Source organism: Actinomadura barringtoniae (assembly GCF_017573505.1).
Classification (GTDB): Bacteria; Actinomycetota; Actinomycetes; order Streptosporangiales; family Streptosporangiaceae; genus Spirillospora; species Spirillospora barringtoniae.
The window spans coordinates 215,267-238,822 of sequence record NZ_JAGEOJ010000008.1; the positions used below are offsets into that span (position 1 = coordinate 215,267).

The window sequence follows — 23,556 nt, forward strand, 5'->3', positions numbered from 1 at the left end:
GGGGTCACGAGCCCGGCACGTACACCTCGATCGCGCCTCCCGTCTCTCGCACCGCCAAGCGGGGCAGGGCCGGGAGGTCGATCGGGAGCCGGTGCTGGATGACGGCGCCGTCCAGGGCGAACAGCGCGCGATGGCAGGGGCAGCGCAGCTTGGTCCCGGCCTCCAGGTTCAGCTTGCAGCCCTGGTGCGTGCAGATGCCCGACACGGCCCGTACGCGGCCTCCGGCGCGGGTGACGAAGCCGAAGACCCCGCCCGCCTCGAAGCCCCGTACGCCGCCTTCGGCGATGTCGGTGGTGGCGGCGACGCGATGCCAGACGCCGTTGTCGGGCGACACCGTGCCGCCCGCCGTGGGAGCGCCTTCCTTGTCCGGAACGATCGCCCGGTCGATGGAGACCCCTGCGGCCACGCCGGCCCCCGCGACGGCGCCGCCGAGCACCAGGCGGCGCCCGACCGGAATCCGGGCGGGCTTGTCGGCCTCCTCGCGCGCCTCGGCGAGCCAGCGGTGCAGCCCGGCGACGAACTCCTCGCTGGGCGAGTCGGCACCGGGGCGGGCCGCCCGCAGCTCGATCGCCGCGCGCACGGCCTCGGCCTCGTCCTCGGCCGCGGGGAACGGCTTGGGGCGGTGCCCCTGGATGAGGCCCTCGACGTAGCGGCGCAGCCGGTTCATGGTGACCTCCCTATCTCGCGGCCGACATCGGCGGCGAGCCGGAGGGCGCGGTGCTGGAGCACCTTGGCGTTGGCGACCGTGACGCCCAGCTCGGTAGCGGTCTCCCGGATCGAGTAGGACCGCAGGAAGCGCAGTTCGAGGACCCTGCGGTAGCGCTCGGGCAGTCCGGCGAGGATGCGTTCGACATGCTCGGGTGTCCGTCCCGTCTCGGCGGGCGGGGCCTCGTACACCGCCGCCACGTCCTCGACGTCGATCGTGGTGACCTCCCGGCCGAGCGTACGGCGCCAGTGCGAGGCCAGCACGGTGCGCGCCGTCGCCAGCAGGTAGGAGCGGACCTCGCCGACCGAGGCCGACATCCGCATCGGCTTCAGCACGGTGAGGAAGACCTCGGCGGTGAGGTCTTCGGCGTCCGGCTTGTTGCCGACCTTGGCGTACATCAAGCGGTAGATCCGGTGCACGTTATCGAGATAGACCGACTCCCAGTCCGCGTACGTCTCGCCCTGGACGAGGTGGAGCCGAGGCCGCGCAGGCGCTCGCGGGGCGTCCGGCGGCGCTGGGGAACGCCTGCTGTTTCCGGGGATCCATCGGCGCATGACGGGCCCTCATCACTTCCGTCCGCCTGGCTCACGCCAGCTCCCGTTCGCGCACCGCAAGCGTACGGCGGCCCTTGACGTAGCCGACCTCGCGTATGCCGAGGGCGTGCTTGAGGCGCCCGGCGGGCAGCGTGACCGGCGCGGGGGCGGGGCCCTGGCCGGGGCCGGGAAGGGGGTAGGCGGTGGTCGTCGCGCTGTGGAAGGTCACGTTGCCCTCGGTCTTGGTGAACAGCTGGTGGATGTGCCCGTTCAGGCAGGTCACCGACGAGAAGCGGCGCAGCAGGCTCAGCAGCTGCAGCGCGTCGTCGGTGCCCCAGCCCCAGTTCGGGTAGAGCGCGAACAGCGGGATGTGGCTGAAGACCACGATGGGGGTGTCGGAGCCGAGCCCGGCGACGTCCTTGCGGACGAAGTCGAGCTGGTCGTTGCCGAGGTGGCCGAGCTTCTGCAGGTGCAGGGTGTTGACCACCCCGATGAAGTGCACGCCGGCCGCGTCGAAGCTGTACCAGCCGTCGCCCCGGGTGCCCGCGCCGAACGCCTGCCGGTACTTCTGGCCCGCGTCGTCGACCGAGTCGTGCTCGCCGGGAACGGTGAGCACCTTGCCGGTCTTGAGCGGCGTCATCATCTGCTTGACCTGGTCGAACTGCGCCGGCGTCGCCAGATGCGTCAGGTCACCGGTGTGGACGACGAAGTCGGGCCGGTGCGGCAGCGCGTTCACCTGCGCGATGGCGCGCGAGAACGAGCCGGTCACGTCGGTGTTGGCCGTTCCCTTGAAGCCCAGGTGGCTGTCGCTCAGCTGAACGAACCGCAGTGCCGCGTCGCCCGGGATGGGGTCGGCATGGTCGTCCCCCGCGACCTTGCTGTAGACCGCGCCGCCCGATACCGCGAGCACCACGGCGGCCCCGAACCAGGAGCCGTGCCGCATCAGCTGCCTGCGGCTCATGCCCTCCTGTTCGGTGCCCGTCACTTGGTCACCACCACGGTGCCGTGCATGAACGGGTGGATGGTGCAGATGTAGGCGTACCGGCCCGGCTTGGTGAACGTGTAGTGGAACGTGCCGCCGTTGGTGAGCGTGGGCGAGTGGAAGGGTCCGCCGGTGGCCGAAACCGTGTGCGGGTCCTCGTCGCCGTTGGTCCAGGTGACCGTGGTGCCCGCCTTGACGGTCAGTGCCCCGGGCGAGAAGCCGAAGTTCTTGATTTCGACCGCGTTCCCCGCAACGGGAGCGGCCGGGGCGGGTGGTGTGGAGGCCGGCATCGACATCCCTGGCATCGACGTCGCCGGTGTCGCCGCGTGCCCCGATCCCCCGCAGGCGGCCAGGGCGGTCATCGCCGCACCCACGACCACCGCGGCCGCGCCCCACCGCGCACGCGCAGACCTTCCTGTGCTCAACCCCATCACTGCCCCCATCCCGGTACGGCCCGCTTCGCGAGCCCTCAGAAAGAGATAGGGCGGGGGGTTACACACGCCGAGGCTCCGGAATGACTCGGCGGCTCCGGAATGACTCGGCAGGATTGACGGCTGCGATCTCTGCTCCCAGCATGGGGTGGCGCTTGGGAGGTTGCGATGAGGCAACGTTCGATCCGGTCGGCCGTCGCGGTGCTGTGCTCGGCGGTCCTGTGCCTGATGCCAGGGAAGGCGTACGCGGGCGAGGCGCCCGGCGGCGGTTCGTCATGGACGACCGGGGAGAAGGTCGCGCTCGGCACGGCGACGGCCGCCCAGTCCAAGGTGTGGTTCACCGTCGCGGGCGGCGTGCCCTCCGAGGTGTTCTATCCCCGGGTGGACGTGCCGAACGTCCAGGACATGCAGTACGTGGTCACCGACGGCTCGTCGTTCACCGAGTTGGAGAGGGACGCGACCACGCACGCGGTGTCGATGCCGGACGAGAAGGCGCTCGAGTACACCGTGACCAATACGGCGCGCAGCGGCCGTTACCGCATCACCAACACCTACGTCACCGACCCTGGGCGTTCCTCCCTGCTCGTCAGGACCCGCTTCCAGTCCCTGGACGGCGGCTCCTACAAGCTCTACGTCCTGTACAACCCGTCTCTTGCGGGCGGCGGCGGCAACGACACCGGCGCGTGGGACGCGGGCAACGCGGCGATGGTGGCCAGCGACTCCCAGCCCGTCTTCGGCAGCACGGTCGCCTCGGCGCTCAAGGCCTCGACCGGCTTCACCACCCATTCCAGCGGCTACAGCGGCAGCGCCAGCGACGGCTACAAGGACCTTCAAGCCAATCACCGGCTGACGGCCGACTACGACGCGAGCACGGCGGGCAACATCGTCCAGACCGCGCAGGTCCCCGTCGCGGCCGACACCACGTTCACCCTGGCGCTCGGCTTCGGCGCGGACCGGGCATCGGCGGCCGCCACGGCATCGGCCTCCCTCACGACCGGGTTCGCATCCGCCGAGTCGTCCTACCGTTCCGGCTGGAACGGCTATGTGAACGGCCTGAAGGCGGCCCCCGCGAGCGTCTCGGGCGACACCCTGCGACGGCGCACCTACTACGTGAGCGCCATGGGTCTTCACGCCATGGAGGACAAGACCTTCCCCGGCGCCAATGTGGCCTCCCTGTCCACGCCATGGGGCGGTTACGTGGACGGCAACGCCCTCAACGACGGTTATCACCGCGTCTGGGGGCGCGACCTCTACCAGCAGGCGACGGCCCTGCAGTCGACCGGCGACACCGCGCAGGCCAAGCGGATGGCCCAGTGGCTGTGGAACAAGCAGCAGATCACCGCGTGGACCCAGGGCGACGGCGTCTGGTACGGGCCCGGCGCGTTCCCCCGCTACTCCCCCGTCTCCGGAACGAGCGGCGCGTCACCCCAGCAACTCGGCTGCTGCGAGCAGCTCGACCAGGACGCGTTCGCGATCGTCCTCGCATGGCAGACCGGCCTCACCGACGCCACCACCTGGAACAAGATCAAGCTGACCGCCGACCACATCGTCTCGATCGGCCCGTCCACCCCGGGCGAGCGCTGGGAGGAGCAGGGCGGCATCTCGCCGTCCACGGTCGCCGCCGAGATCGCCGGCCTGGTCTGCGCGGGGGACATCGCCCGCCGCAACGGCGACACCGCCGGCGCCGCGTCGTACGAGTCCAAGGCCGACTCCTGGCGCACCAGCCTGGACGGCTGGACGTTCACCACGACCGGCTACTTCGGCGACCACCAGTACTACGAACGCATCGAGCACGACACCGACCCGAACGACACCTACTCCAGGACGTTCAACGACGGGACCTGGTGGGAGCGCGACATCGTGGACGGCGGGTTCCTGGACCTGGTCCGCCTGGGCGTCCGCCCCGCCTCCTACGGCAAGGTGACCGCGTCCCTGCCCGAGCTGGACCAGGTCGACTCCGTCACCGCGCCCAACGGAAGCGTCTACTGGCACCGCTACAACCACGATTCCTACGGCGAGAGCCAGGACGACGGCACCGGCTGGCCCGCGAACCACGGCCACCTGACCGGCCGGGTCTGGCCCCTGCTGTCGGGTGAACGCGGCGAGTACGAGCTGGCCGCGGGCCGTTCGGCCGCACCCCACCTGCAGGCGATGGCCAACTCGGCCAACGCGGGCTATCTCATCCCCGAGCAGGCCTGGGATCGGGCCGACCAGTTCGGTTTCGTGTTCGGGAAGCCGACGGGCTCGGCGGCTCCCCTGGCATGGGCTCAGGCTCAGTACGTGCGGCTCGCGCAGTCCATCGCCGCCGGAAAACCCGTGGAAACCCCCTCGGTCGTCGCCGCTCGGTACGGCTCGTAGAAAGGTAGTGGCGAGTCTGGCCGGTGGCTGCTGCGAGATGTCTCATATCTGAAACGTACGGAGAATCTGGCCCACGGCTATAGTCCAGATCAATGGCAGAAGAGTGGTCCAGCCTGGACCTGCACCTTCCCCTGGACCGGGGACAAGGACTCCGGTCCGGGTTGGAGCACGCCCTCCGTGAGGCAGTCCGAGCCGGCCGCCTGGCCCCGGGCACCAAGCTCCCCTCCTCCCGCGCCCTGGCCCGCGAGCTGGGCGTGGCACGCGGAACGGTCACCCAGGCCTACGAACAGCTGACCGCGGAAGGCTTCCTCAGCTCGACGCCGCGTTCAGGCATAGCCGTGGCCGAGCAGCCAGGCGCGCCCGTGGCCGACGTTCTCCAACCCTTCGGACCCGCCATCCCACCCCCCAAGGGCATGGACCTCCGCCCCGGCCTCCCGGACCTCTCGCTCTTCCCGCGCACCGAATGGCTGGCCGCCACCCGCCACGTACTCCAGGCCATGCCGAACGACGACTTCGGCTACGGCGACCCCACCGGCCACCCCGAACTCCGCGAAGCCCTGGCCGACTACCTGGGACGCGCCCGCGGCGTAGTAACGACCGCCAACCACGTCATCGTGACCGCCGGCTACACCCACGCCCTGCGCATCCTCTGCCACGCCCTAGGCCCCTCCCACATCGCGTTCGAAGACCCATCGCTCCCCGAGCACCACGCCCTGGTCGAGGGCTTCGGCCTCACGGTCAGCCCGATCCCGGTGGACGACGACGGGCTCATGGTCGAAGGCCTCACCACCGAGGCCGCCGCGATCGTCACGCCCGCCCACCAATACCCCCTGGGCGTCACCCTCAGCCCGGCCCGGCGCAACGGCCTGCTCGCCTGGGCCCGCCGCACCGGGGCGGTCCTGGTCGAGGACGACTACGACGGCGAGTTCCGCTACGACCGCCAGCCCGTCGGCGCGCTCCAGGGCCTGGCCCCCGACGACGTCGTCTACGCCGGAACGATCAGCAAGACCATCGCCCCGGGCCTGCGCATCGCCTGGCTCGTCGTGCCCACCAGCCTCGTCCCCCGCCTCCGCGCCGTGATGCGCTGGGACGACGCGTACGTCGGCATCGTCGACCAGCTCGCACTCGCGCAACTGATCCGCAGCGGCGGCCTGGACCGCCACCTGCGCCGCTGCCGGGCCCGCTACCGCCGCAGACGCGACCGCCTGGGCCAGGCCGTCGCCGAGCAGCTCCCGAACGCCCACCTCTCAGGCATCGCCGCCGGCCTGCACGCCGTCCTCCAGCTCCCCGGCGACATCGACGAGCAGGCCCTCATCACCCGCATCATCAGCCATGGCGTAGACGTCGCAGGCCTGTCCGGCTTCTACCGCCGCCCGGCCCACGCGTCCTGCGGCATCGTCATCGGCTACGCCACACCGCCCGAGCACACCTTCACCAACGCCCTCAACGCCCTGATGTCCGCCCTCCGGGAGACCTGACCATGGACCTGGACTGCCTCTCCTGCCGGACCGTCTTCACCGCCCCGGACTTCCTGGCCTGTTGCCGTTCCTACAACCGCGCCGCCAACGCGTCCTCCTGGATCTGCGCCCACTGCGGTGACCAGGTCGACATCCGCGTCGTCGACGATGAGATCCAGCGCGGCTACATCTACGGCGCCGGAACGGCGCATTTCAGCAACGAGCACCAGCTGCCCCTCCCCGGCGTCCGGGCCATCGAGGACGGCGATGCCCTCCTGGTCACCCTCGCCGGGCACGAGTGGCGGATCCCGCCCCGAGCACCCGGGAAATCTCCCGGCACGCCTGGGTGACGAGCGGCCCGACCTCGCGCACCCGCGCCGGCCGCATCCGCGACGTCAGCCCCGAGACACTCAGCGCGCCCGCCACCCGTTCCGCATGGTCGAAGATCGCCGCCGCCACGCAGCGCACCTCGGGCTCGTTCTCCCGATCATCAACGGCGTACCCCATCCGCCGTACCTCGGCCAGCTCGGCCCGCAGCCGCGCCGGATCGGTGATGGTCCGTTCGGTCACCGCAGGCAGCCCGGCGGCGATCACGCCCTCAACGGCCTCCTCGTCCAGCCACGCGAGCATCGCCTTGCCGACCGCCGTCCGGTAGGCGGGCATCCGGCTCCCCACCCGCGACGCCATCCGCACGTGATGCTCGTTCTCGACCTTGTCGATGTAGACCACGTCCGGCAGGTCGTGCACCACCAGGTGGCAGGTCTCCCCCACCTCATGCTGCAACCGCCGCAACGGCTCCGCAGCCACCGTCCGCAGGTCGAGCGAAGCCAGATAAGCCTGGCTCAGCGACAGCGTCCCGGGGCCGAGCCTGAACCGGCCCGTTTCGTGGTCGCGCGCGAGCAGGTCGGCCTCCACGAGCGGCACCGTGAGCCGCAGCACCGTGCTCTTGCTCAGCTCCAGATCCTCGGCGATCCGCGTCAGCGGAACGCCCCGCCCGCCGCCCGCGTTCGCCCGCACGTACTCCAGCACGCCCAGCGCCCGCCGCAACGACGCCGACCGATTCCGCTCACCCGTCATGGCCGCTCCTCCGCAACGCCAACTCTTCGCAACACAACATTGTGCAATGCAGAATCTTCGGGCTCGGATCTTTGCCGCAAGGGCGCTTCGGGTGACCGTGTCTGTCGATCGTCAAGGCGATGGAAGGCGGCACGATGGGCACGAACGGATCCACCCGCCGAAGGTTCCTCGGGCTGATGGGCGGGGTGATGATGGGAGGCCCCTTGATGTCGGCTCAGGCCAGCGCCAAGACCAGTGACGGAACGAAGGAACGGCTCGCGTACATCGGCACCTATACGGACGAGGGCGGACGCGGCGTTCTGCTGGCGCGGGCCGACGAGTCGGGCGCACTGATGATCGAGAAGGCGCTGAGTGATGTCGAGCGGCCCTCGTTCCTGGCGGCGCCACCGCGCGGGCGGCGGCTGTACGCGGTCAGCGAGGTCGCCGAGGGCCAGGTGTACGCGCTGGACGTGGCGCGCGACGGTTCGCTGAACGTGCTGAATCATCAGCCGACACATGGGGACTCGCCCGCGCATCTGTCGGTGCATCCGAGCGGGCGTCATCTGCTGAGCGCCAACTTCTTCGGCAGCGACATCGCGGTGCACCCGATCCGGGAGGACGGGTCGCTCGGGGCCGCCAGCGATGTGGTCGCGCATGAGGGGTCGGGGCCCAGGCCCGACCAGAAGGCTCCGCATCCGCACCAGATCATCACCGACCCGGCCGGGCGCTTCATCCTGGTGACCGACCTCGGCAACGACACCGTGTACGTCTACCGGCTTGAGGACGGGCGGCTGCACGAGCACTCGACCGTGAAGCTGACCCCCGGCGCCGGGCCTCGGCACATGGCCTTCCACCCGAACGGGCGGACGCTGTATGTGATCTGTGAGCTGGACTCGACCGTGGTGGTGCTCGACTACGACGGGGCGCACGGACGGCTTGAGGCGGGACAGGTCCTGTCGACCGTTCCGGAGGGAGCCGGGGACAACTACCCGGGCGAGATCCTGGTGTCGGGCGACGGACGGTTCGTGTACGGGACCAACCGAGGTCACGACAGCGTGGCCGTCTTCACCACAGGGTCGGGCGGGCGGTCGCTGACGCTCACCGGGACCGTGCCGTGCGGGGGTGTGTGGCCGCGCCACATGACCCTCGCCGACCGGGGGCGGCTGATGTACGTGTCCAACCAGAAGTCGGGCGACGTGACCTCGTTCCATGTGGACGGCGCACACCTGAAGCCCGGCGCGATCCTCAAGACTCCGGCACCTGTTTGCGTCCTTCCCCGCTTCTGATCCTGGTTCAGAGGAGCTCCCCCCGATGCTGAAGACCGCTTTCGCCGCGCTGTTCGCCGTCACCGCCGCCGGGGCCGCCGTCGTTCCGGCGCCGGCGGCGTCGGCCGCGCCCGCCGCCCGTCAATGCGATCCGGCCGCGTACGTCGCCAAGATGACCGACGAGGAGAAGGTCGGGCAGATGGTCATGGCGATCACCCATGACGGGCCCGACGGGATGCCGAACGACGAGACCCGGCAGTCGATCCAGGACCTCAAGATCGGATCGGTGCTCACCTCCGAGCCGGAGAATCCGGGGCTGGCCGCGAGGTACTCCAACAGGATCCAGCAGTGGTCGAAGGACACGCGGCTGGGGCTGCCCTTGCTGGTGTCGGGCGACTTCGAGTTCGGCACGACGCACAACGTTCGCGAGGGCACGACGCCGCTGCCGAACGCGATGGGGCTCGGCGCGGCGCGGGACCCGGCGCTCGCCCGGGAGGCCGCCTACATCACGGCGGCCGAGGCCAAGGCGATGGGGTTCCAATGGAACTACGCCCCTGTCGCCGATGTGAACACCAACCCGACCAACCCGATCATCGGGGTCCGGTCGTTCGGTGAACGGACCGACCTGGTCAGCAAGCTGGTCGAGACGCAGGCGCGGGCGTACGAGAAGGCCGGGATGATCGCCACGCCCAAGCACTTCCCCGGCCACGGCGACACCAAGGACGACAGCCATCTGCAGCTGCCGTCGGTGGACTACGACAGGGCGACGTTGGAACGGGTTCACCTGCCCTCGTTCCAGGCCGCCATCAAGGCCGGTGTGCCCGCGATCATGACGGCGCACGTGGTGGTCAAGGCGATCGACCCGGACCTGCCCGCGACGCTCTCGCCGAAGATCCTGACCGGCCTGCTCCGCGAGCAGCTCGGCTTCACGGGCCTGATCGTCACCGACGGCATGGACATGGACGCCATCGCCAAGAACTGGGGAACCCGCGAGGCCACCGTGATGGCGGTCAAGGCGGGCGCGGACGTCATCATGTCCAGCGGCGAGTACAAGACCCACGTGGACGCGGTCGGCGCGCTCCTGGACGCCGTGCGCTCGGGCGACCTGCCGCGTGCGCGGATCGACGAGTCGGTCAGGCGCGTGCTGGACCTCAAGTGCCGGTACGGGGCGTTCGACCACCGGTTCGTCAGCCCCGAACGGGCCGAGCGCGTCTCGGGCAACCCGGCGTTCCTCAAGCAGGCGCGGCGCATCGCGCAGGCCGGGGTCACGCTGGTGAAGAACGACGATCACGTCCTGCCCTATGACCCGCGTTCGAACCAGCGCACCTTCGTGGCCGCCGCGGCCCAGGCGAACGAGCTGGCGCAGGCGGTGGACGAGGCGAGCCGGGGCCCGGTGACGCACTGGCAGCCCGCCACCCCCGACCCGACCGACGCCGAGATCGCCGAGGCCGTCCGGCAGGCGGGCGGCGCCGACCGGATCATCGTCGGCACGTACGCCAAGGGCCCGCTGCCCGCCGGGCAGGCCAGGCTCGTCCGCGCCCTGCAGGCCACCGGCAAGCCGGTCGCCGCGATCGCGACCGGCCTGCCGTACGACATCGGCTCCTACCCGGACGTGAAGGCCTACATCGCCTCCTACGCCACCACCGCGCGCGTGCAGCGGGTCGACCTGACCATGCTGCGGGCGACCGCCGACGTCGTGTTCGGCGCCCAGCCGGGCGGCAGGCTGCCGGTGACGATCGCGGGCCGGTACGCCTACGGGCACGGCCTCCGCTACTGAGCCGACGGCCGCTACTGAGCCGAGGGCGACGACAGGGTCGCCGCGTGATCCGGGACGTAGGTCTGCATGTCACGCGGCGACCGCTCGTAGCCCTTCGGCGCCGGGCGCTTGGGGAACTCCAGCGTCTTCGGCGGAGGCGCCTTGTAGTCGACGGTCGACAGCAGGTGGGCGATCATGTTGATGCGGGCCCGCCGCTTGTCGTCGCTCTCCACGACGTACCAGGGCGCCTCGGGGATGTCGGTGTAGACCATCATCTCGTCCTTGGCCCTGGAGTAGTCCTCCCAGCGGGTGATCGACTCCAGGTCCATCGCCGACAGCTTCCAGCGCCGCATCGGATCGTCGCGCCGGCCGCGGAACCGGCGCTCCTGCTCGGCGTCGCTGACCGAGAACCAGTACTTGCGCAGCAGGATGCCGTCCTCCACCAGCAGCCGTTCGAAGATCGGGCACTGGTGGAGGAAGCGCATGTACTCCTGCTTGGTGCAGAACCCCATCACCCGTTCGACGCCCGCCCGGTTGTACCAGGACCGGTCGAACAGCACGATCTCGCCCGCGGCGGGCAGGTGCTCGACATAGCGCTGGAAGTACCACTCGGTGCGTTCGCGCTCGGTGGGCGCGGGCAGCGCGACGATGCGGGCGACGCGCGGGTTGAGGTAGGTGGTGACCCGTTTGATCGCGCCGCCCTTCCCTGCGGCGTCGCGGCCCTCGAAGACCACGACGATGCGGGCGCCCTCGGCGCGCACCCATTCCTGCAGCTCGACCAGCTCCGCCTGGAGGCGGAACAGCTCCTTCTCGTACAGCTCGCGCGGCATCCGCTTGACCTTGCTCATGCTGTCCAGATTCCACGCATGAGGGGCCGGGTTCAATCGCCGTTCAGTAGCCGTTCAGCCGGCCGCCGACACGTCCGCGACGACGCAGCTGACGTTGTCGGGCCCGCCCTGCGCGATGGCGAGGTCGACCAGCTCCCGTACGGCGTCCTCCGGCTCGCCGACCGTGAGGATGACGCGCCGCAGGTCCTCGGGCGGAACGACGGCGGACAGGCCGTCGGAGCAGAGCAGGTACCGGTCACCGGCCTCGGCGTCGTGCAGGCGGACGTCGGGCCGGTCCTCGCCGTTCCCCCACAGCGCCCGGAGCAGCAGGGCGCGCTGCGGGTGAACGATCGCCTCCTCGGGGGTGAGACGGCCGTCGTCGACCATCGACTGGACCAGGGTGTGGTCGGTGGTGACCTGGAAGATGTCGCCGCTCGCGGTTCTCAGGTAGGCGCGCGAGTCGCCGATGTGGACCAGGCCGAGCCGCGAGCCGGTCCACAGCATCGCGGTCAGCGTCGTCCCGGACTCGTCGGCGCCGCCGACGCCGGTGACGGCCCGGCCCGCCTGGTCGACGGCCTCGTCCAGAACGTTCAGCAGGTCGCCGGCGGGCAGCGACTCGATGCCCTTCAGCGCCTCGATCGCGGCGGCGCTGGCGGAGGCCCCGCTCGGCCCGTAGCCGTCGGCGACGGCGAGCAGGTGCGAGTCGGCGTAGGCGGCGTCCTGGTTGCTCTCGCGGACCAGGCCGTTCTCCGAACGGGTGGCGTAACGGATCTCCAGCTTCTGAGGCATGATCGGCTCCCTTCTCGACAGGTGATCGATGAGGAAGCCGGCCAGCTCGCGCCTCTCGGCGGTCTCGGCCTCGACCCGCGCCCAGAACGCCCGCACCTCCTGCGCGGCGCCCGCCGGCGGCTGGTCGCAGACCGCGCGGATGCGGGTCAGCGGCATGCCGAGGCGGCGCAGCCACGCCACGAGGCGGGCGCGTTCCAGCTGCTTGGGGTCATAGAGGCGGTAGCCCGTCGCCGGGTCGACCTTGGCGGGCACGACCAGGCCGAGTTCGTCATAGAGCCGCAGCGCCTTCGGGGACAGGCGGGACGCCTTGGCGAAGGCCCCGATCGTCAGCAACTCCATGACCGCTCCTCATCGTTCGGTTGTCGACGAGCCTGCGGCTTGCCCCTTGGTGAAGGTCAAGCGCGGCCGCCGAGCCGGATCAGGCGTTGGCGGCGCGGATCGCCTCGGCGAGGTCGGGATCGCCGTGGGTGGCGTCGGTCTTCAACGCGTCGACGATCCGGTCGACGATCTCGGCGGGCTTGTCCTGGCTGAGCTTGGCCTTCCCCACGATCCGGGTGGGAACGAGCCGGAATCCGACCGTACCGGGCATGATCTCGCGCGCGTAGTCCTCGACGCTGCTGAGCTTGAACGGGTGGGGCCGCGGCGCCTCGAAGTGGTCGATCGTGTCCGACAGCACCTGGTAGGTGTCCTCGGCGCCGAGGATCTCGGGCGTGCCCGACAGGTGGGCGACCACGAAGTCCCACGTCGAGACGTACGGGCCGTCCTGGTAGAAGCTCGCCGGGATGTAGCCGTTCACGCCCTGGACGATGATGGTGATCTCGCGGGTCCCGAGCCGGTGGTGGTCGCCGTCCTGCCTGGCGAGGTGGCCGACGATCGCGACCCCGGGGTGGGCGGGGTCGGGGAGGATCGGCAGGTGCGAGACGACGGGCCGGCCGTCGTCGCCGACGCTGACCATCGTCGCCCAGCCGTTGGCGTCGATCAGGGCGCGCAGCGCCTCCGGGTCGTCCACGGCGTACATGTCCTGCTCGAGCACCTGCGGGCCTCCAGTTCACGATGCCGGTTCACGCCGGTCATCGTCACTGAAGCACCCGCGTCCCGCGCCGTCAGTCCTCCCAGGACGAGGCGGCCGACTCTTGGTGCCCGCATGGTCAGGCGGTGTACTCGTAGTCCTCCAGCGGGAAGGTGCGGCTGCGGCGGCGGGCGGCGATGACGGTGGAGGGCCGCTGCCAGGGGGCGTCGCCGTGCTCGTCGAAGTAGTAGCTGTTGGCGGTCGCGCAGTTGCCGTTCAGGAAGACGGTGTCGGGCATCCGGCGGGTCACCCAGCTCATGTAGCGGTCGTGCGCCTGCGGGCGGACCTCGGCGCGGGTGGCGCCCCGGCGGCGGGTCTCGGTGATGACGCGCAGCGCGTGCCGGATCTGCGCGTCGATCATCTGGAACCAGGACAGGCCGATGTTGCCGTACGGGCCGGGCACCAGGAACAGGTTCGGGAAGCGCGGCACGCTCGCGCCCTCGTAGGACTGGCGGCGTTCGGCCCGCCAGAACTCGGTGAGCTCGGTGCCCTCGCGGCCGACGATCGGGAACGAGATGTCGAAGACCTTGAAGCCGGTGGCGAGGATGAGCGTGTCGATCTCGTGCTCGCGGCCGTCCTTGGTACGGATCCCGGTCTTGGTGATCCGCTCGATCGGCTCGGTGCGCAGCGCGACGTTGGCGCGGTTGAACGTGCGCAGGTAGTCGTTGGAGAACGAGGGCCGCTTGCAGCCGAAGCCGTACCGCGGCGTGAGCTCCTCCCGCACCAGCGGGTCCTTGACCTGCTTCTTCAGGTGGCGCAGGCAGCGCTTCTCGACGCGCCGCACCATCGGCGCGAACTGGCGGTGGTGGACGACGCCGGTGACCAGGACCTCGACGGCGGTGGTGGTGAAGAGCCGCATCGCGCGCTGGGTGGCGGGCACGCGCCGGAACAGCTCCTGCACCGGACGCGGGATCCTCGGGTCGACCTTCGGATAGACCCAGATCGGCGTGCGCTGGTAGACGTCCAGGTGCGCGACGTCCTTGGCGATCTCGGGGATGAGCTGCAGGGCCGTCGCGCCGGTGCCGATGACCGCGACCCGCTCGCCCTTCAGGTCGTGGTCGTGGTCCCAGCGCGCGGTGTGCACGGTGTGGCCGGTGAAGTCGTCCAGGCCCTCGATCTCGGGGACGCTCGGGGTGGTCAGCGCGCCCTGGCAGGACAGCAGGTAGCGGCCGGTCAGGGTCGCACCGTCCGCCAGCTCGACGTGCCAGAGATCCTCGTCCTCGGCGAAGCGCGCCCCGGTGACGGTGGAGTTCAGCCGGACGTGCGGGCGGATGCCGTACTTGCTCGCGCAGTGGTCGGCGTACGACTTGATCTCCGGACCGCGCGCGTACATCCGCGACCAGGTCGGGCGCGGCTCGAAGGCGAAGGAGTAGGTGGGCGACGGGATGTCGACCGCCAGCCCCGGATAGGAGTTGTCCCGCCAGGTGCCGCCGATGTCCCCGGCGCGCTCCAGCAGCACGAAGTCCTCGATGCCCGCCCGCTTCAGCGCGATGCCCGCGCCGATCCCGGCGAACCCGGCCCCGACGATGATCACCTCATGGTCCATGGACCGTATTCTACACAGAGTCCAATAAAGTGGTCGCGTGATCTGCGCCGCTTCAGACCAGGGTGGCGGCGTCCAGTTCGAGGCCGAGATCGACCCGGCCGAACATGGCGTAGGTCTCGTCCAGGTCGTACACGATGTGGCCGGAGATCGTGGCGAGGTCGCGCTGGACCCGCTGGAACGGCATGTGCTCGAACTGGGCGCTCGCGCCCGCCGCCAGGCACAGGTCGTTCACCACGTTCCGGGCGGTCGTGACCACCTGGGCGCCGACCAGCCGCGACCGCGCCCGGTCGGCCAGGGTGTAGCGGCCGCCGCCCTCGTACGTCCGCTGCAGCGCGGCGATCGCGTCGTCGAGCAGGAGCCGCGCCCCGGCGAGCTCGGCGGTCGCCTTGGCCAGCCGCATCTGCGCGGGCACCCGGTCGACCTGCTTGACGCCCGAGTAGGCCAGCACCCGCTCGCGCAGCCGTTCCTTGAACGTCACCAGCAGCCCCTCGGCCGCGCCGAGGATCGGCGACGCACCGGCGAGCGCCAGCACCGGCACCAGCGGCCACCGGTACGCGGGCCCGTCATGCAGGTCACGGCCCGGCGTGCTGCCCCGCGCGAGGTCGAGCAGCGGCACGCAGCGGTGCCCCGGAACGAACCGGTCCGGCACCTCGATGTCGTTGCTCCCGGTGCCGCGCATCCCGCTGGTGAACCAGACGTCGTGCACGACGGCCTCGGCCGCGGGCAGCAGGCAGACCAGCGGCCCGGCATTCGACATCGCGCTGACCATGACCCAGTCGGCGTGCATCACGCCGGTCCCCCACGACCAGCGCCCGGTCACCCGGTAGCCGCCGTCGGCCACCTCGGCGCGGCCGACGGGCGCGAGCGTGCAGGGGATGAACGCGTAGGGCCGCCCGGCGAAGACCTCGTCCTGGGCCTTCTGCGGGTAGAGCGCGATCAGCCAGTTGTGCAGCATGTAGATCGCCGAGATCCAGCCGGTGGACGCGCACCCCGCGCCCAGCTCCCGCGAGATGCCCGACAGCGTGGCCAGGTCAAGCTCAAGCCCGCCCCGCGCCTTCGGAACGAGCGTCTCCAGGAACCCGGCGGCGGCCAGGTCGGCGATCGTCTCGTCCGGCGGCCGCCGCAGCTCCTCCGCCTCGCGAGCCCGATCGGCCAGCGTGGCCGCCAGCACCCTCGCCCGATCGATCAACTCTTCACCTGACGCCATGGCTCGGACGATATCCGGCGTGATCGGTCTCGGCGATGGTGAGGTCGGTCGCGGAACGGGGCGCCCGGATCCAGGCCTTGCGGTCGAAGACGACCACGCCGACGGCGACGGCGGCCCACACCAGGGTGTACGTCCAGGCCTGGCGGGTGTCGCCGGCGCCCTCGGGCCACAGGTCGTGAACGTTGACGACGCCCTCGGCGGCGTGCGCGATCAAGGTGATGAGGACGCTTCCGCCGGTTCGGCGAGCAGGCGGCCGGGCCTGTGAACCGCATACCGAGGAGCATGCAGGGAGAACACCGAACGCGCCTCCTTTCGGCGCGAGTGTTCCCCCGAAAGTCGCACGAGAAGGCTCCGAAGGAAAGCCCGCCTCGGGACGTTGGTCCCTACCGGATCCGGGCGCCTCATGGTTAGCGTCTGTAGCGACAGCGAGGAGCATTGATGACAGGCGCGAACCCCGCAGGGCAGGGCCCCATCCGCGTGTTCCTGACCGACGACCACGAGGTCGTCCGGCAGGGCATCGCCGCGCTGCTGTCCGCCGAGGACGACATCGAGATCGTGGGCGAGGCGGGCACGGCCGAGCAGGCGATCGCCCGGATCCCGGCGGCCCGGCCCGACGTGGCGGTGCTGGACGTGCGGCTGCCCGACGGCGACGGCGTCACCGTGTGCCGCGAGGTCCGCTCGGCGATGCCCGAGGTGGCCTGCCTGATGCTCACCTCGTTCGACGATGAGGACGCGCTGTTCGACGCGGTGATGGCGGGCGCCTCCGGCTACGTCCTGAAGCAGATCCACGGTTCGGACCTGGTCGGCGCGATCCGCACGGTCGCCTCGGGGCAGTCGCTGCTCGACCCGCGCAGCACCACCCGGATGCTGAGCCGGTTGCGTGAACGCCGGCAGCACCGCGACCCCCTCGCCGGTCTGTCCGACCAGGAACGCCAGATCCTGGAGCTGATCGGCGAGGGCCTCACCAACCGGCAGATCGGCGAGCGGATGTTCCTGGCCGAGAAGACGGTCAAGAACTACGTGTCCAGCCTGTTCGCCAAGCTCAACATGAGCCGCCGCACGCAGGCCGCCGCGTTCGCCACCCAGCTCAAGACACGCGACAGGGATCTGCGCTGAAGCTCCCCTTCAGCGCCCCGTCCAGGGTCGTCTCCCGCCGATCGGCCTGATCGGACCGGTCTGCCTGATCGGACTGGCCTGCCTGATCTGCCTCGTCGTCGCCGGTCTGGTCGTCCTGCACGTCCGGTCCTTGACCGATGCCGAGGCGCAGCATCAGCTGCGGGTGGTCGCCGGCGGCGAAGCGCACCCGGATGAACTCCCGGAGCTCGGGGACCTCCAGCGCCTGCGCGTGAAAGGCCGCTGAGACGCCGTCCTCGGCGGTCGCGCGCAGCAGGAGGCGCTGCAGCGCCTGCCCGGCGCGCAGCCAGTCGCCCGCGCCGTCGGCGGACGTCGTCAGGATGCAGGCGACGCCGGTGGACGGCTCGTCCGGCCAGTCCACGGCCGGCAGCCGGCGCCCTTGCGCGTGGCCGTTGCCGTTCTGGTGGCCGTTGCCGTTCTGGGAGGCCGCCCAGCGGGCCACCTCTCCGGCGTACGAGGGGATCTGGCGGTGCACGTGCTCGGCCGCCATGGTGAGGGCGGCGAGCGCGCCCTTGGCGTGCGGGTCCACGATCACCCGGAGCGTCGCTCCTTCGCGCTGCGCCTCCTGCCGCAGCGCGGACAGCACCCATGCCGGCACCGGGCTGGCCTGAAAGCCGCCGCGGTGCGTGCGTCTTCGGCGGATCTGCCCGTACAGCCGCCGGTTCTCGGCCGCCTCGGGCAGGCGTACGCCCAGGTGGACGTCCGCCAGCAGGTTCGGCCGGTCCCGGTCGGGCAGCAGCCGCACGTGCGGTTCGTAGCCGAGCCGCCTGATCGCCACGCGCAGGGTGAACAGCGCCGCCCCGCAGCTGATCAGCATCTCCCGGCCCTCAGGATCGGACACGTCGAGCCGCCGTTCCGGATCGGCGCGGAGGCTGATCCGGTCGTTCTCCACGGTGAACAGCCACGGGCGCGCGTCGTGCACGGACGGTGCCCAGGCAGCGGCCTCGACCGCCGACCTCGCGTCCAGCGCCTGCAGATCCTGTTCCCCGCCCCGGCCGGGCGTCCGGTTCAGCATCATGCCTCAAGTTCAGCGCCGCGAGGCCGCGCGGCCCAGGGACGAAGGTCCGCAGAGGACAGGGACCTCCGGCACCACCCACGCGGTATGGGCATGATTCCGGCGCGGCGGGGTCAGGGCACATCCACTCTTACGGCATCAGCGATATCGGGAGACCCGATGAAAGCGCATCTGGCAACCGTCGCCGCGGCCGCCTCGATCGCGGGCGCGCTGACCGGATACCTGCTCGACCCATCGCCGGGAGACGCCTCCGCGCGAGGCACCACGGCCATGGCGGCCGTCCCCCGTGCGGTCGCCGACGCAAGTGGGGCACGCGGGGCGCCCGGGACACGCGGCGCGCCCGGAGCACACGGCACGCCCGGAGCACGCGGGGCAGGCGGGGCACGCGGCGCGCCGGACTCGCTGCGCACGCGGCACGTGGCGCTGAACATGCCCGCCGAGGATCGCGCCAAGGCCGCCGCCCTCGGTTACAACCTCTTCGACGTGGACCCGGACGAGGGTGAGATCGCGTCACTGCCGGCGGGCGGCCAGGCGCTGCTGTGGGTCGGCAACACCACCTGCGGGGGCTTCGAGCTCGCCGACGACGCGTTCGCGCAGACCGTGAAGCGGCTGGCCGGCAACCCGCGCGTGTACGGCTGGTACCTGTCGGACGAGCCCAACCCCAGGGAGTGCCCGGACATCGTCGCCAAGATCCGGCAGCGCGCGGACGTGATCCACCGGTACGCGCCGGGGCAGAAGGCGTTCGCGTCGCTGACCGACTGGCCGATGACGCCGCTCGCGCCGTCGGCCACGCACCTGGACCTCATCGGCCTGGACCCGTACCCGTGCCGGGCCGACTCGGGCGGCGGCTGCGACCTGAAGGCGATCGACACGATGGTCGGCCAGGCGACCCGCGCCGGGTTCCCCAAGCGGATGATCGTGCCGGTGTTCCAGACGTTCGGCCAGTCGTGCAGCAGCGGCGAGAAGAACTGGAAGCTGCCCGCCGCCGCGCAGTTGCAGGCCATCCTCAACCGCTGGGATCGGCTCGTCCCCTCCCCCGCGTTCGACATCAGCTACTCGTGGGGGCGGCAGGACGAGTGGGCGTGCCCGACGCTGAAGGACGCCGACGGCACGGCCGGTCACCCCGACCTCCAGGCGGTCATGAAGCGCCACAACGCACGCCGGACCAGCCCATCACCATCGACCACTCCGCCGTCATCGACGCCCTCGGCCCCGCCTCAACCGCCGTCCGACAAGCGCTGCGCGCCCGCCGGAACGCCCGGATAGTCGGCTACGGAGGGTAATTACACGGGTGTGGTTGTGATCTTGAGCGGGTATCCGCCGTGGCATGGGAGGTGAGACGGCGGAGCCGGACGGCGCCACGGTGGAGGCGTACGGGCTGTCGCTGGAGGGTTCGCGCGGCTGGGTCTACCGGGACGTGGAGTTCAGCGCTCGGCCCGGCAGGCTGACCGCGCTCGTCGGCGAGGCCGGTACGGGCCGTACGGCGCTGCTGCTCACGCTCGGCGGCCGGATGCGGCAGAGCGGCGGCATCGCGCTCGTCAACGGGTTCGCGATGCCCAGGCAGCGCCGCGAGATCCAGGCGGTCGCCGGGCTCGGCGTGATCGAGGGCGTGAACGACCTGGAGCCGAACCTCACGGTCGCCGAGCAGCTCACCGAGGCCCTGGAGATGTCGCTCGGCGTCTTCGGCTCGATGCGGCGCAGGGCCCGCAGGCAGGCGATCGCCGACTCGCTGGAACGGGTCGGCCTGGACGTCTCGCCCCGCACGCACGTCTACGACCTTCTGCCCGACGAGGCCCAGCTGCTGGGGGCCGCGCTCGCGCTGGTCGGCGATCCCGAGCTGCTGCTCCTGGACGACGTGGATGCCGGTCTGTCGGAGGAACGGCGCTACGAGCTGTGGCAGCGGCTGAACGCGATCGCCGGCCAGGGCGTCACCGTCCTGGCGACCTGCCATGAGGCGGCCCGCGACCAGCCTCAGGCCGACGTCGTGCGGCTCCCGCTCGCCCGGGGGGAGCTGGCCCGGTGAGCCTGCCCTCGCTCACGCTCGGACGGCTTGAGCTGCGCCGGTTCTTCCGGGGCAGGCTCACCCGCGTCGCCGTCGCGGGTCTGGTGCTGCTCCCGCTGCTGTACGCGGGGCTGTACCTGTGGTCGTTCTGGGATCCGGCGAGCCGCTTCTCGCACCTGCCGGTCGCGATGGTGGTGGAGGACCAGCCGGCCAAGGCCGACGGCAAGGAGATCCACGCCGGGGCGGACCTGGCCAAGGAGCTCCAGGACCGCAAGCTGTTCGGCTGGGACGTGGTCAGCTCCGAGCAGGCGGCCGATGGGGTCCGTTCCGGCAAGTACTACATGTCGCTGACCATCCCCCGCGACTTCAGCGCCCGCGTCGCGTCCCCGAGCGGTGACGGCACGCCGTCCCCCGCGTACCTGAACGTGCACATCAACGGCGCCAACAGCTACATCATCTCCAGCATCGCGCAGCTGGCGTTCAACGAGGTCAGCGCGGCCGCCGCGCACAAGGCGGGCGAGGGCTACTTCGACAACATCTTCATGGCGTTCGGCACGCTCGGCGACAAGCTCCGCGAGGCGGCGGGCGGCGCGGGCAGGCTGGCCGACGGCGCGCAGTCGGCCCAGGACGGCGCCGCGCAGCTCGGGCAGGGCGCCGAGGAGGCCCAGTCGGGCGCGGGCAAGCTCGCGGGCGGCGCCGACCGGGCCCAGTCGGGTGCGGGCAGGCTGGCCGACGGTGCGGGCAAGGCGCGCGACGGCGCCGCGACCCTGCATGACGGGCTCGGCGACGCGCGCCAGGGCGCGGGCAGGCTCCAGTCCGGCAGCCGCAAGCTCTCCGGCGGTCTGGACACCCTCGACGGCGGCGCCGCCAAGCTCGCCGAGGGCAGCGCCAAGGTCGCGGGCGGCGTCGAGAAGATCACCGGCCTCGTCGACAAGACCAGCGCCGAGGTCGTGCCGATCCTGCGCCGCTACCCGACCCTGATCCGTACCTCCGCGCTGGCCGTCGCCGAAGGTGCCGACGTTCTCGCCGAGGAGTCCGTCAAGCTCCCGCAGGAGACCCGCGAGGCGGTGGCACGGGCGGTCAAGGCCCGCGACGATCTCAAGGCCTACCTCGCCGGTCCGGGCAAGGACCTGCCGCCCAAGCTCAAGCGCGAGCTCACGCAGTCCGCCGACTCCGTCGTCCGCGTGGCCGGGTCGGTCTACGCGTACGTGAAGGCCCACCCCAAGGAGCTCGCGCATCTCTCGGTCGACGCCCGCAAGCTGGCCGCGATGTCACGGCAGCTCGCGGCCATCCCCGACCTGGCGGGCATCGTCGTCGCCGCCAAGCGCCAGGTCGACAAGCTCAACAGCGGCGCGCAGCAGGTCGCCGACGGCGCGGGACGCCTCGCCGACGGCACCGGCCAGGCGCTGTCGGGCGCCGACCAGCTCACCGGCGGCCTGGGCAGCCTGCACTCGGGCCTCGACAAACTCAGCGGCGGTGCGGGCAGGCTCGGCAACGGTCTCGACCGGCTGGCCGGTGGCGCGAACGATCTCCAGTCGGGCCTCGGCCGGCTGTCGGGCGGCGCCGGGAGCCTGGAGTCGGGCCTCGGCGGGCTGGTGAGCGGCAGCGGCCAGCTCCAGACCGGCATCGGCGAGCTGGCCGGAGGCGCGGGCAGGCTGGCCGACGGCCTCGACCAGGGCGCCGAGCAGGTCCCCGGCTACAGCGCCTCCGAACGCCGCGACCGCGCGACCATGATGAGCGACCCGGTCCGCCTCGACCTCCGCAAGCAGAACACCGCGCCGAACTACGGCACCGGGTTCGCGCCGTTCTTCGTGCCGCTGTCGCTCTGGGTCGGCGCGATGATCACGTACATGCTGCTGCGCCCGCTCAACCCGCGCGCGCTCGCGGGGACCGCGCCCGCCTGGCGGATCGCCCTGGCCGGATGGCTGCCCGCCGCCCTGATCGGCGTGCTGCAGATGCTGATCGTCCTCGCCGTCCTGCGCGGCTTCTCCTTCTTCGACCTCTTCCGGATCGGCCTGCGCCTGGAAGCGGCTCACTGGTTCGGGCTGGTGGCCTTCCTGGCACTGGCGACCGCGACGTTCGTGGCGATCGTGCAGTTCCTGAACGCCAAGTTCGGCCCGATCGGCAAGGTGCTGGCGCTGGTCCTGCTGATGCTGCAGCTCACCTCGTCCGCGGGCACCTACCCGATCCAGACCAGCCCGGAGTTCTTCCAGAAGATCCAGCCGTTCCTGCCCATGCCGTGGGTGGTCCAGGGCATGCGTCACCTGGTCAGCGGCGGCGACCTCACCGCCGTGTGGAAGGCCACCCTCGTTCTGCTGACGTTCCTCATCGGAGCCCTCGCCCTCACTACACTCTCGGCGCGCGGCAACCGCATGTGGACGATGAAGCGCCTGCACCCGTCCCTGCGCCTCTAGAGCTTGAACCTCAGCCCAAGCCCCCGGTGCCCGCCGGGCGTCAGCACATTGCCGTCGACCCGTACCGGGAACGGCGCGGACAGCAACCCAAGGTCGGCGAACGAGGCGTCCTCGACGTCCTCGACCATCGCCTCGTTCGGCAGGCTGCACGCCAGCTGCCCCGAGATGTCCATCAGCAGATGCGGATACGTAGGGACATCAAACGCCCTCGCCAGCTCCACGATCCGCAGGAACGGCGTGATCCCCCCGACCCGCACCACGTTCGGCTGCACGATGTCGCACGCGCCCGCCACCAGCAGATCGCGGAACTCATACGTCGTATAGGTGTTCTCGCCCAAGGCGACCGGCACGTCCACGCTGGCCCGCAACCGCGCATAAGCGTTGATGTCCGCCGCCGGAATCGGCTCCTCGATCCAGTACGGGTCGTACGGCCGCAACGCGTCGATCGACCGCAGCGCGCTGGGCAGATCCCACAGCTGGTTGGCGTCCAGCATCAGCTTCGCACCAGGTCCCATGACCTCGCGCACGGCCGCCACCCGCACCACGTCATCGGGCCGCCCCACCTTGATCTTCACGGCGGTCAGCCCGCGAGCCGACCACCGTTCGGCCTGGGCGACCAGCTCCTTCAGCGTGTAGTGCCGGTTGACCCCGCTCCCGTAGACCTCGACGCTGTCCCGCCGCCGCCCGAGCGTGTCCACCAGCCCGCCGACCGCCCGCAGGTCCCACAACGCGAGATCCAGAGCCGCGAGGGCAGTGGTCGTGAGCCCGCCCCGTCCAGCCTCGTGCAGCCGCCACCACAGCTCGTCGAAAACGACCTCCGGATGCGCGGGCAGCCCTAGAGCAAGCTCCTTGATATCGGTCTCCAGCAAGGCATGCACCGCCGCCCCGCCGACCCAGGGAGCCCACGAGAATCCAACTCCCGTCTCCCCTTCATCCGTGGTCACCTCGGTCACCACAACATGAATGTGGGTCATCTCGGGGCTCCACGGCCGGGCCATCGGAACCCGGT

The 23,556-nt window shown here is 71.0% G+C and carries 22 protein-coding genes; 9 read left to right on the forward strand and 13 right to left on the reverse strand.

Annotated elements, in window-relative coordinates:
- Window positions 1-4 precede the first annotated feature (4 nt).
- The 4 genes from J4573_RS20830 to J4573_RS20845 are packed head-to-tail and all read right to left on the reverse strand — an operon-like array spanning window position 5 to window position 2,583.
- Entirely contained in the window at window positions 5-667 is a 663-nt protein-coding gene (locus J4573_RS20830; protein WP_208257440.1) for a Rieske (2Fe-2S) protein, read from the reverse strand.
- Window positions 664-1,260 carry an RNA polymerase sigma factor gene (locus J4573_RS20835; RefSeq protein ID WP_208257441.1) on the reverse strand — a complete coding sequence of 199 codons (597 nt, stop codon included), beginning with the start codon at window positions 1,258-1,260 and terminating at the stop codon, window positions 664-666. The genes J4573_RS20830 and J4573_RS20835 overlap by 4 nt, the downstream gene beginning before the upstream one ends.
- 31 nt (window positions 1,261-1,291) lie before the next feature.
- On the reverse strand, window positions 1,292-2,224 hold the full coding sequence (locus J4573_RS20840; protein WP_208257442.1) for a metallophosphoesterase family protein: 933 nt from the start codon (window positions 2,222-2,224) through the stop codon (window positions 1,292-1,294).
- Entirely contained in the window at window positions 2,221-2,583 is a 363-nt protein-coding gene (locus J4573_RS20845; protein ID WP_243773329.1) for a cupredoxin domain-containing protein, read from the reverse strand. The genes J4573_RS20840 and J4573_RS20845 overlap by 4 nt, the downstream gene beginning before the upstream one ends.
- 237 nt (window positions 2,584-2,820) lie before the next feature.
- Here J4573_RS20845 and J4573_RS20850 point away from each other — a divergent pair, with 237 nt between their 5' ends.
- The 3 genes from J4573_RS20850 (at window position 2,821) to J4573_RS20860 (ending at window position 6,817) form a co-directional block, all read left to right on the forward strand.
- A complete protein-coding gene (locus J4573_RS20850) occupies window positions 2,821-5,010 on the forward strand; it encodes a glycoside hydrolase family 15 protein (RefSeq protein ID WP_208257444.1) in 2,190 nt (729 codons plus the stop codon).
- Between the two features lie 92 nt (window positions 5,011-5,102).
- The gene (gene pdxR / locus J4573_RS20855; protein WP_208257445.1) at window positions 5,103-6,488 is read left to right on the forward strand and encodes a MocR-like pyridoxine biosynthesis transcription factor PdxR; all 1,386 of its coding nucleotides are present in this window, start codon (window positions 5,103-5,105) and stop codon (window positions 6,486-6,488) included.
- Between the two features lie 2 nt (window positions 6,489-6,490).
- The gene (locus J4573_RS20860) at window positions 6,491-6,817 is read left to right on the forward strand and encodes a hypothetical protein (RefSeq protein WP_208257446.1); all 327 of its coding nucleotides are present in this window, start codon (window positions 6,491-6,493) and stop codon (window positions 6,815-6,817) included.
- Here J4573_RS20860 and J4573_RS20865 read toward each other — a convergent pair.
- The gene (locus J4573_RS20865; protein ID WP_208257447.1) at window positions 6,747-7,544 is read right to left on the reverse strand and encodes an IclR family transcriptional regulator; all 798 of its coding nucleotides are present in this window, start codon (window positions 7,542-7,544) and stop codon (window positions 6,747-6,749) included. The two genes, J4573_RS20860 and J4573_RS20865, sit on opposite strands and share 71 nt — an antisense overlap.
- A 134-nt stretch (window positions 7,545-7,678) precedes the next feature.
- Here J4573_RS20865 and J4573_RS20870 point away from each other — a divergent pair, with 134 nt between their 5' ends.
- Window positions 7,679-8,809, forward strand: coding sequence for a lactonase family protein (locus J4573_RS20870; RefSeq protein WP_208257448.1), 1,131 nt, complete (start codon window positions 7,679-7,681; stop codon window positions 8,807-8,809).
- A 25-nt stretch (window positions 8,810-8,834) separates the two neighbouring features.
- Window positions 8,835-10,565 (forward strand): glycoside hydrolase family 3 protein, encoded by a 1,731-nt coding sequence (locus tag J4573_RS20875; RefSeq protein ID WP_208257449.1) that lies wholly within the window; start codon window positions 8,835-8,837, stop codon window positions 10,563-10,565.
- 11 nt (window positions 10,566-10,576) lie between these two features.
- Here J4573_RS20875 and ppk2 read toward each other — a convergent pair whose 3' ends face one another.
- The 6 genes from ppk2 to J4573_RS20910 form a co-directional block, all read right to left on the reverse strand.
- On the reverse strand, window positions 10,577-11,392 hold the full coding sequence (ppk2, locus tag J4573_RS20880; RefSeq protein WP_208257450.1) for a polyphosphate kinase 2: 816 nt from the start codon (window positions 11,390-11,392) through the stop codon (window positions 10,577-10,579).
- A gap of 54 nt (window positions 11,393-11,446) precedes the next feature.
- Window positions 11,447-12,499, reverse strand: a complete 1,053-nt coding sequence (locus tag J4573_RS20885) for a MerR family transcriptional regulator (protein ID WP_243773330.1) — start codon at window positions 12,497-12,499, stop codon at window positions 11,447-11,449.
- Window positions 12,500-12,578: 79 nt separating this feature from the next.
- The gene (locus J4573_RS20895; RefSeq protein WP_208257451.1) at window positions 12,579-13,193 is read right to left on the reverse strand and encodes an FMN-binding negative transcriptional regulator; all 615 of its coding nucleotides are present in this window, start codon (window positions 13,191-13,193) and stop codon (window positions 12,579-12,581) included.
- 115 nt (window positions 13,194-13,308) lie between these two features.
- The gene (locus J4573_RS20900) at window positions 13,309-14,775 is read right to left on the reverse strand and encodes a flavin-containing monooxygenase (RefSeq protein ID WP_208257452.1); all 1,467 of its coding nucleotides are present in this window, start codon (window positions 14,773-14,775) and stop codon (window positions 13,309-13,311) included.
- Between the two features lie 52 nt (window positions 14,776-14,827).
- Window positions 14,828-15,982: an acyl-CoA dehydrogenase family protein gene (locus J4573_RS20905; protein ID WP_208257453.1), complete on the reverse strand. Its 1,155-nt coding sequence runs from the start codon at window positions 15,980-15,982 to the stop codon at window positions 14,828-14,830.
- Window positions 15,969-16,196 (reverse strand): hypothetical protein, encoded by a 228-nt coding sequence (locus tag J4573_RS20910; protein ID WP_208257454.1) that lies wholly within the window; start codon window positions 16,194-16,196, stop codon window positions 15,969-15,971. Before J4573_RS20910 ends, J4573_RS20905 begins: the two co-directional genes overlap by 14 nt.
- 224 nt (window positions 16,197-16,420) lie before the next feature.
- On the opposite strand from J4573_RS20910, the gene J4573_RS20915 reads away from it, so the two are divergent.
- Window positions 16,421-17,098, forward strand: coding sequence for a response regulator (locus J4573_RS20915; RefSeq protein ID WP_208257455.1), 678 nt, complete (start codon window positions 16,421-16,423; stop codon window positions 17,096-17,098).
- Here J4573_RS20915 and J4573_RS20920 read toward each other — a convergent pair.
- On the reverse strand, window positions 17,070-18,134 hold the full coding sequence (locus tag J4573_RS20920; protein WP_208257456.1) for an Acg family FMN-binding oxidoreductase: 1,065 nt from the start codon (window positions 18,132-18,134) through the stop codon (window positions 17,070-17,072). The two genes, J4573_RS20915 and J4573_RS20920, sit on opposite strands and share 29 nt — an antisense overlap.
- A gap of 156 nt (window positions 18,135-18,290) precedes the next feature.
- Here J4573_RS20920 and J4573_RS20925 point away from each other — a divergent pair, with 156 nt between their 5' ends.
- The 3 genes from J4573_RS20925 (at window position 18,291) to J4573_RS20935 (ending at window position 22,547) form a co-directional block, all read left to right on the forward strand.
- A complete protein-coding gene (locus tag J4573_RS20925; RefSeq protein WP_208257457.1) occupies window positions 18,291-19,397 on the forward strand; it encodes a hypothetical protein in 1,107 nt (368 codons plus the stop codon).
- 61 nt (window positions 19,398-19,458) lie between these two features.
- A complete protein-coding gene (locus tag J4573_RS20930; RefSeq protein WP_208257458.1) occupies window positions 19,459-20,154 on the forward strand; it encodes an ATP-binding cassette domain-containing protein in 696 nt (231 codons plus the stop codon).
- On the forward strand, window positions 20,151-22,547 hold the full coding sequence (locus tag J4573_RS20935; RefSeq protein WP_208257459.1) for a YhgE/Pip domain-containing protein: 2,397 nt from the start codon (window positions 20,151-20,153) through the stop codon (window positions 22,545-22,547). The genes J4573_RS20930 and J4573_RS20935 overlap by 4 nt, the downstream gene beginning before the upstream one ends.
- On the opposite strand, the gene J4573_RS20940 is transcribed toward J4573_RS20935, so the two are convergent.
- Window positions 22,544-23,545 (reverse strand): mandelate racemase/muconate lactonizing enzyme family protein, encoded by a 1,002-nt coding sequence (locus J4573_RS20940; protein ID WP_208257669.1) that lies wholly within the window; start codon window positions 23,543-23,545, stop codon window positions 22,544-22,546. The genes J4573_RS20935 and J4573_RS20940 overlap by 4 nt on opposite strands.
- Between the last annotated feature and the right edge of the window lie 11 nt (window positions 23,546-23,556).

Coding starts and splice junctions, on each gene's coding strand:
- J4573_RS20830 (WP_208257440.1), bottom strand. CDS start 667: ATGAACCGGCTGCGCCGCTACGTCGAGGGCCTCATCCAGGGGCACCGC.
- J4573_RS20835 (WP_208257441.1), bottom strand. CDS start 1,260: ATGCGCCGATGGATCCCCGGAAACAGCAGGCGTTCCCCAGCGCCGCCG.
- J4573_RS20845 (WP_243773329.1), bottom strand. CDS start 2,583: ATGACCGCCCTGGCCGCCTGCGGGGGATCGGGGCACGCGGCGACACCG.
- J4573_RS20850 (WP_208257444.1), top strand. CDS start 2,821: ATGAGGCAACGTTCGATCCGGTCGGCCGTCGCGGTGCTGTGCTCGGCG.
- pdxR (WP_208257445.1), top strand. CDS start 5,103: ATGGCAGAAGAGTGGTCCAGCCTGGACCTGCACCTTCCCCTGGACCGG.
- J4573_RS20860 (WP_208257446.1), top strand. CDS start 6,491: ATGGACCTGGACTGCCTCTCCTGCCGGACCGTCTTCACCGCCCCGGAC.
- J4573_RS20865 (WP_208257447.1), bottom strand. CDS start 7,544: ATGACGGGTGAGCGGAATCGGTCGGCGTCGTTGCGGCGGGCGCTGGGC.
- J4573_RS20870 (WP_208257448.1), top strand. CDS start 7,679: ATGGGCACGAACGGATCCACCCGCCGAAGGTTCCTCGGGCTGATGGGC.
- J4573_RS20875 (WP_208257449.1), top strand. CDS start 8,835: ATGCTGAAGACCGCTTTCGCCGCGCTGTTCGCCGTCACCGCCGCCGGG.
- ppk2 (WP_208257450.1), bottom strand. CDS start 11,392: ATGAGCAAGGTCAAGCGGATGCCGCGCGAGCTGTACGAGAAGGAGCTG.
- J4573_RS20885 (WP_243773330.1), bottom strand. CDS start 12,499: ATGGAGTTGCTGACGATCGGGGCCTTCGCCAAGGCGTCCCGCCTGTCC.
- J4573_RS20900 (WP_208257452.1), bottom strand. CDS start 14,775: ATGGACCATGAGGTGATCATCGTCGGGGCCGGGTTCGCCGGGATCGGC.
- J4573_RS20905 (WP_208257453.1), bottom strand. CDS start 15,982: ATGGCGTCAGGTGAAGAGTTGATCGATCGGGCGAGGGTGCTGGCGGCC.
- J4573_RS20915 (WP_208257455.1), top strand. CDS start 16,421: ATGACAGGCGCGAACCCCGCAGGGCAGGGCCCCATCCGCGTGTTCCTG.
- J4573_RS20920 (WP_208257456.1), bottom strand. CDS start 18,134: ATGATGCTGAACCGGACGCCCGGCCGGGGCGGGGAACAGGATCTGCAG.
- J4573_RS20925 (WP_208257457.1), top strand. CDS start 18,291: ATGAAAGCGCATCTGGCAACCGTCGCCGCGGCCGCCTCGATCGCGGGC.
- J4573_RS20930 (WP_208257458.1), top strand. CDS start 19,459: ATGGGAGGTGAGACGGCGGAGCCGGACGGCGCCACGGTGGAGGCGTAC.
- J4573_RS20940 (WP_208257669.1), bottom strand. CDS start 23,545: ATGGCCCGGCCGTGGAGCCCCGAGATGACCCACATTCATGTTGTGGTG.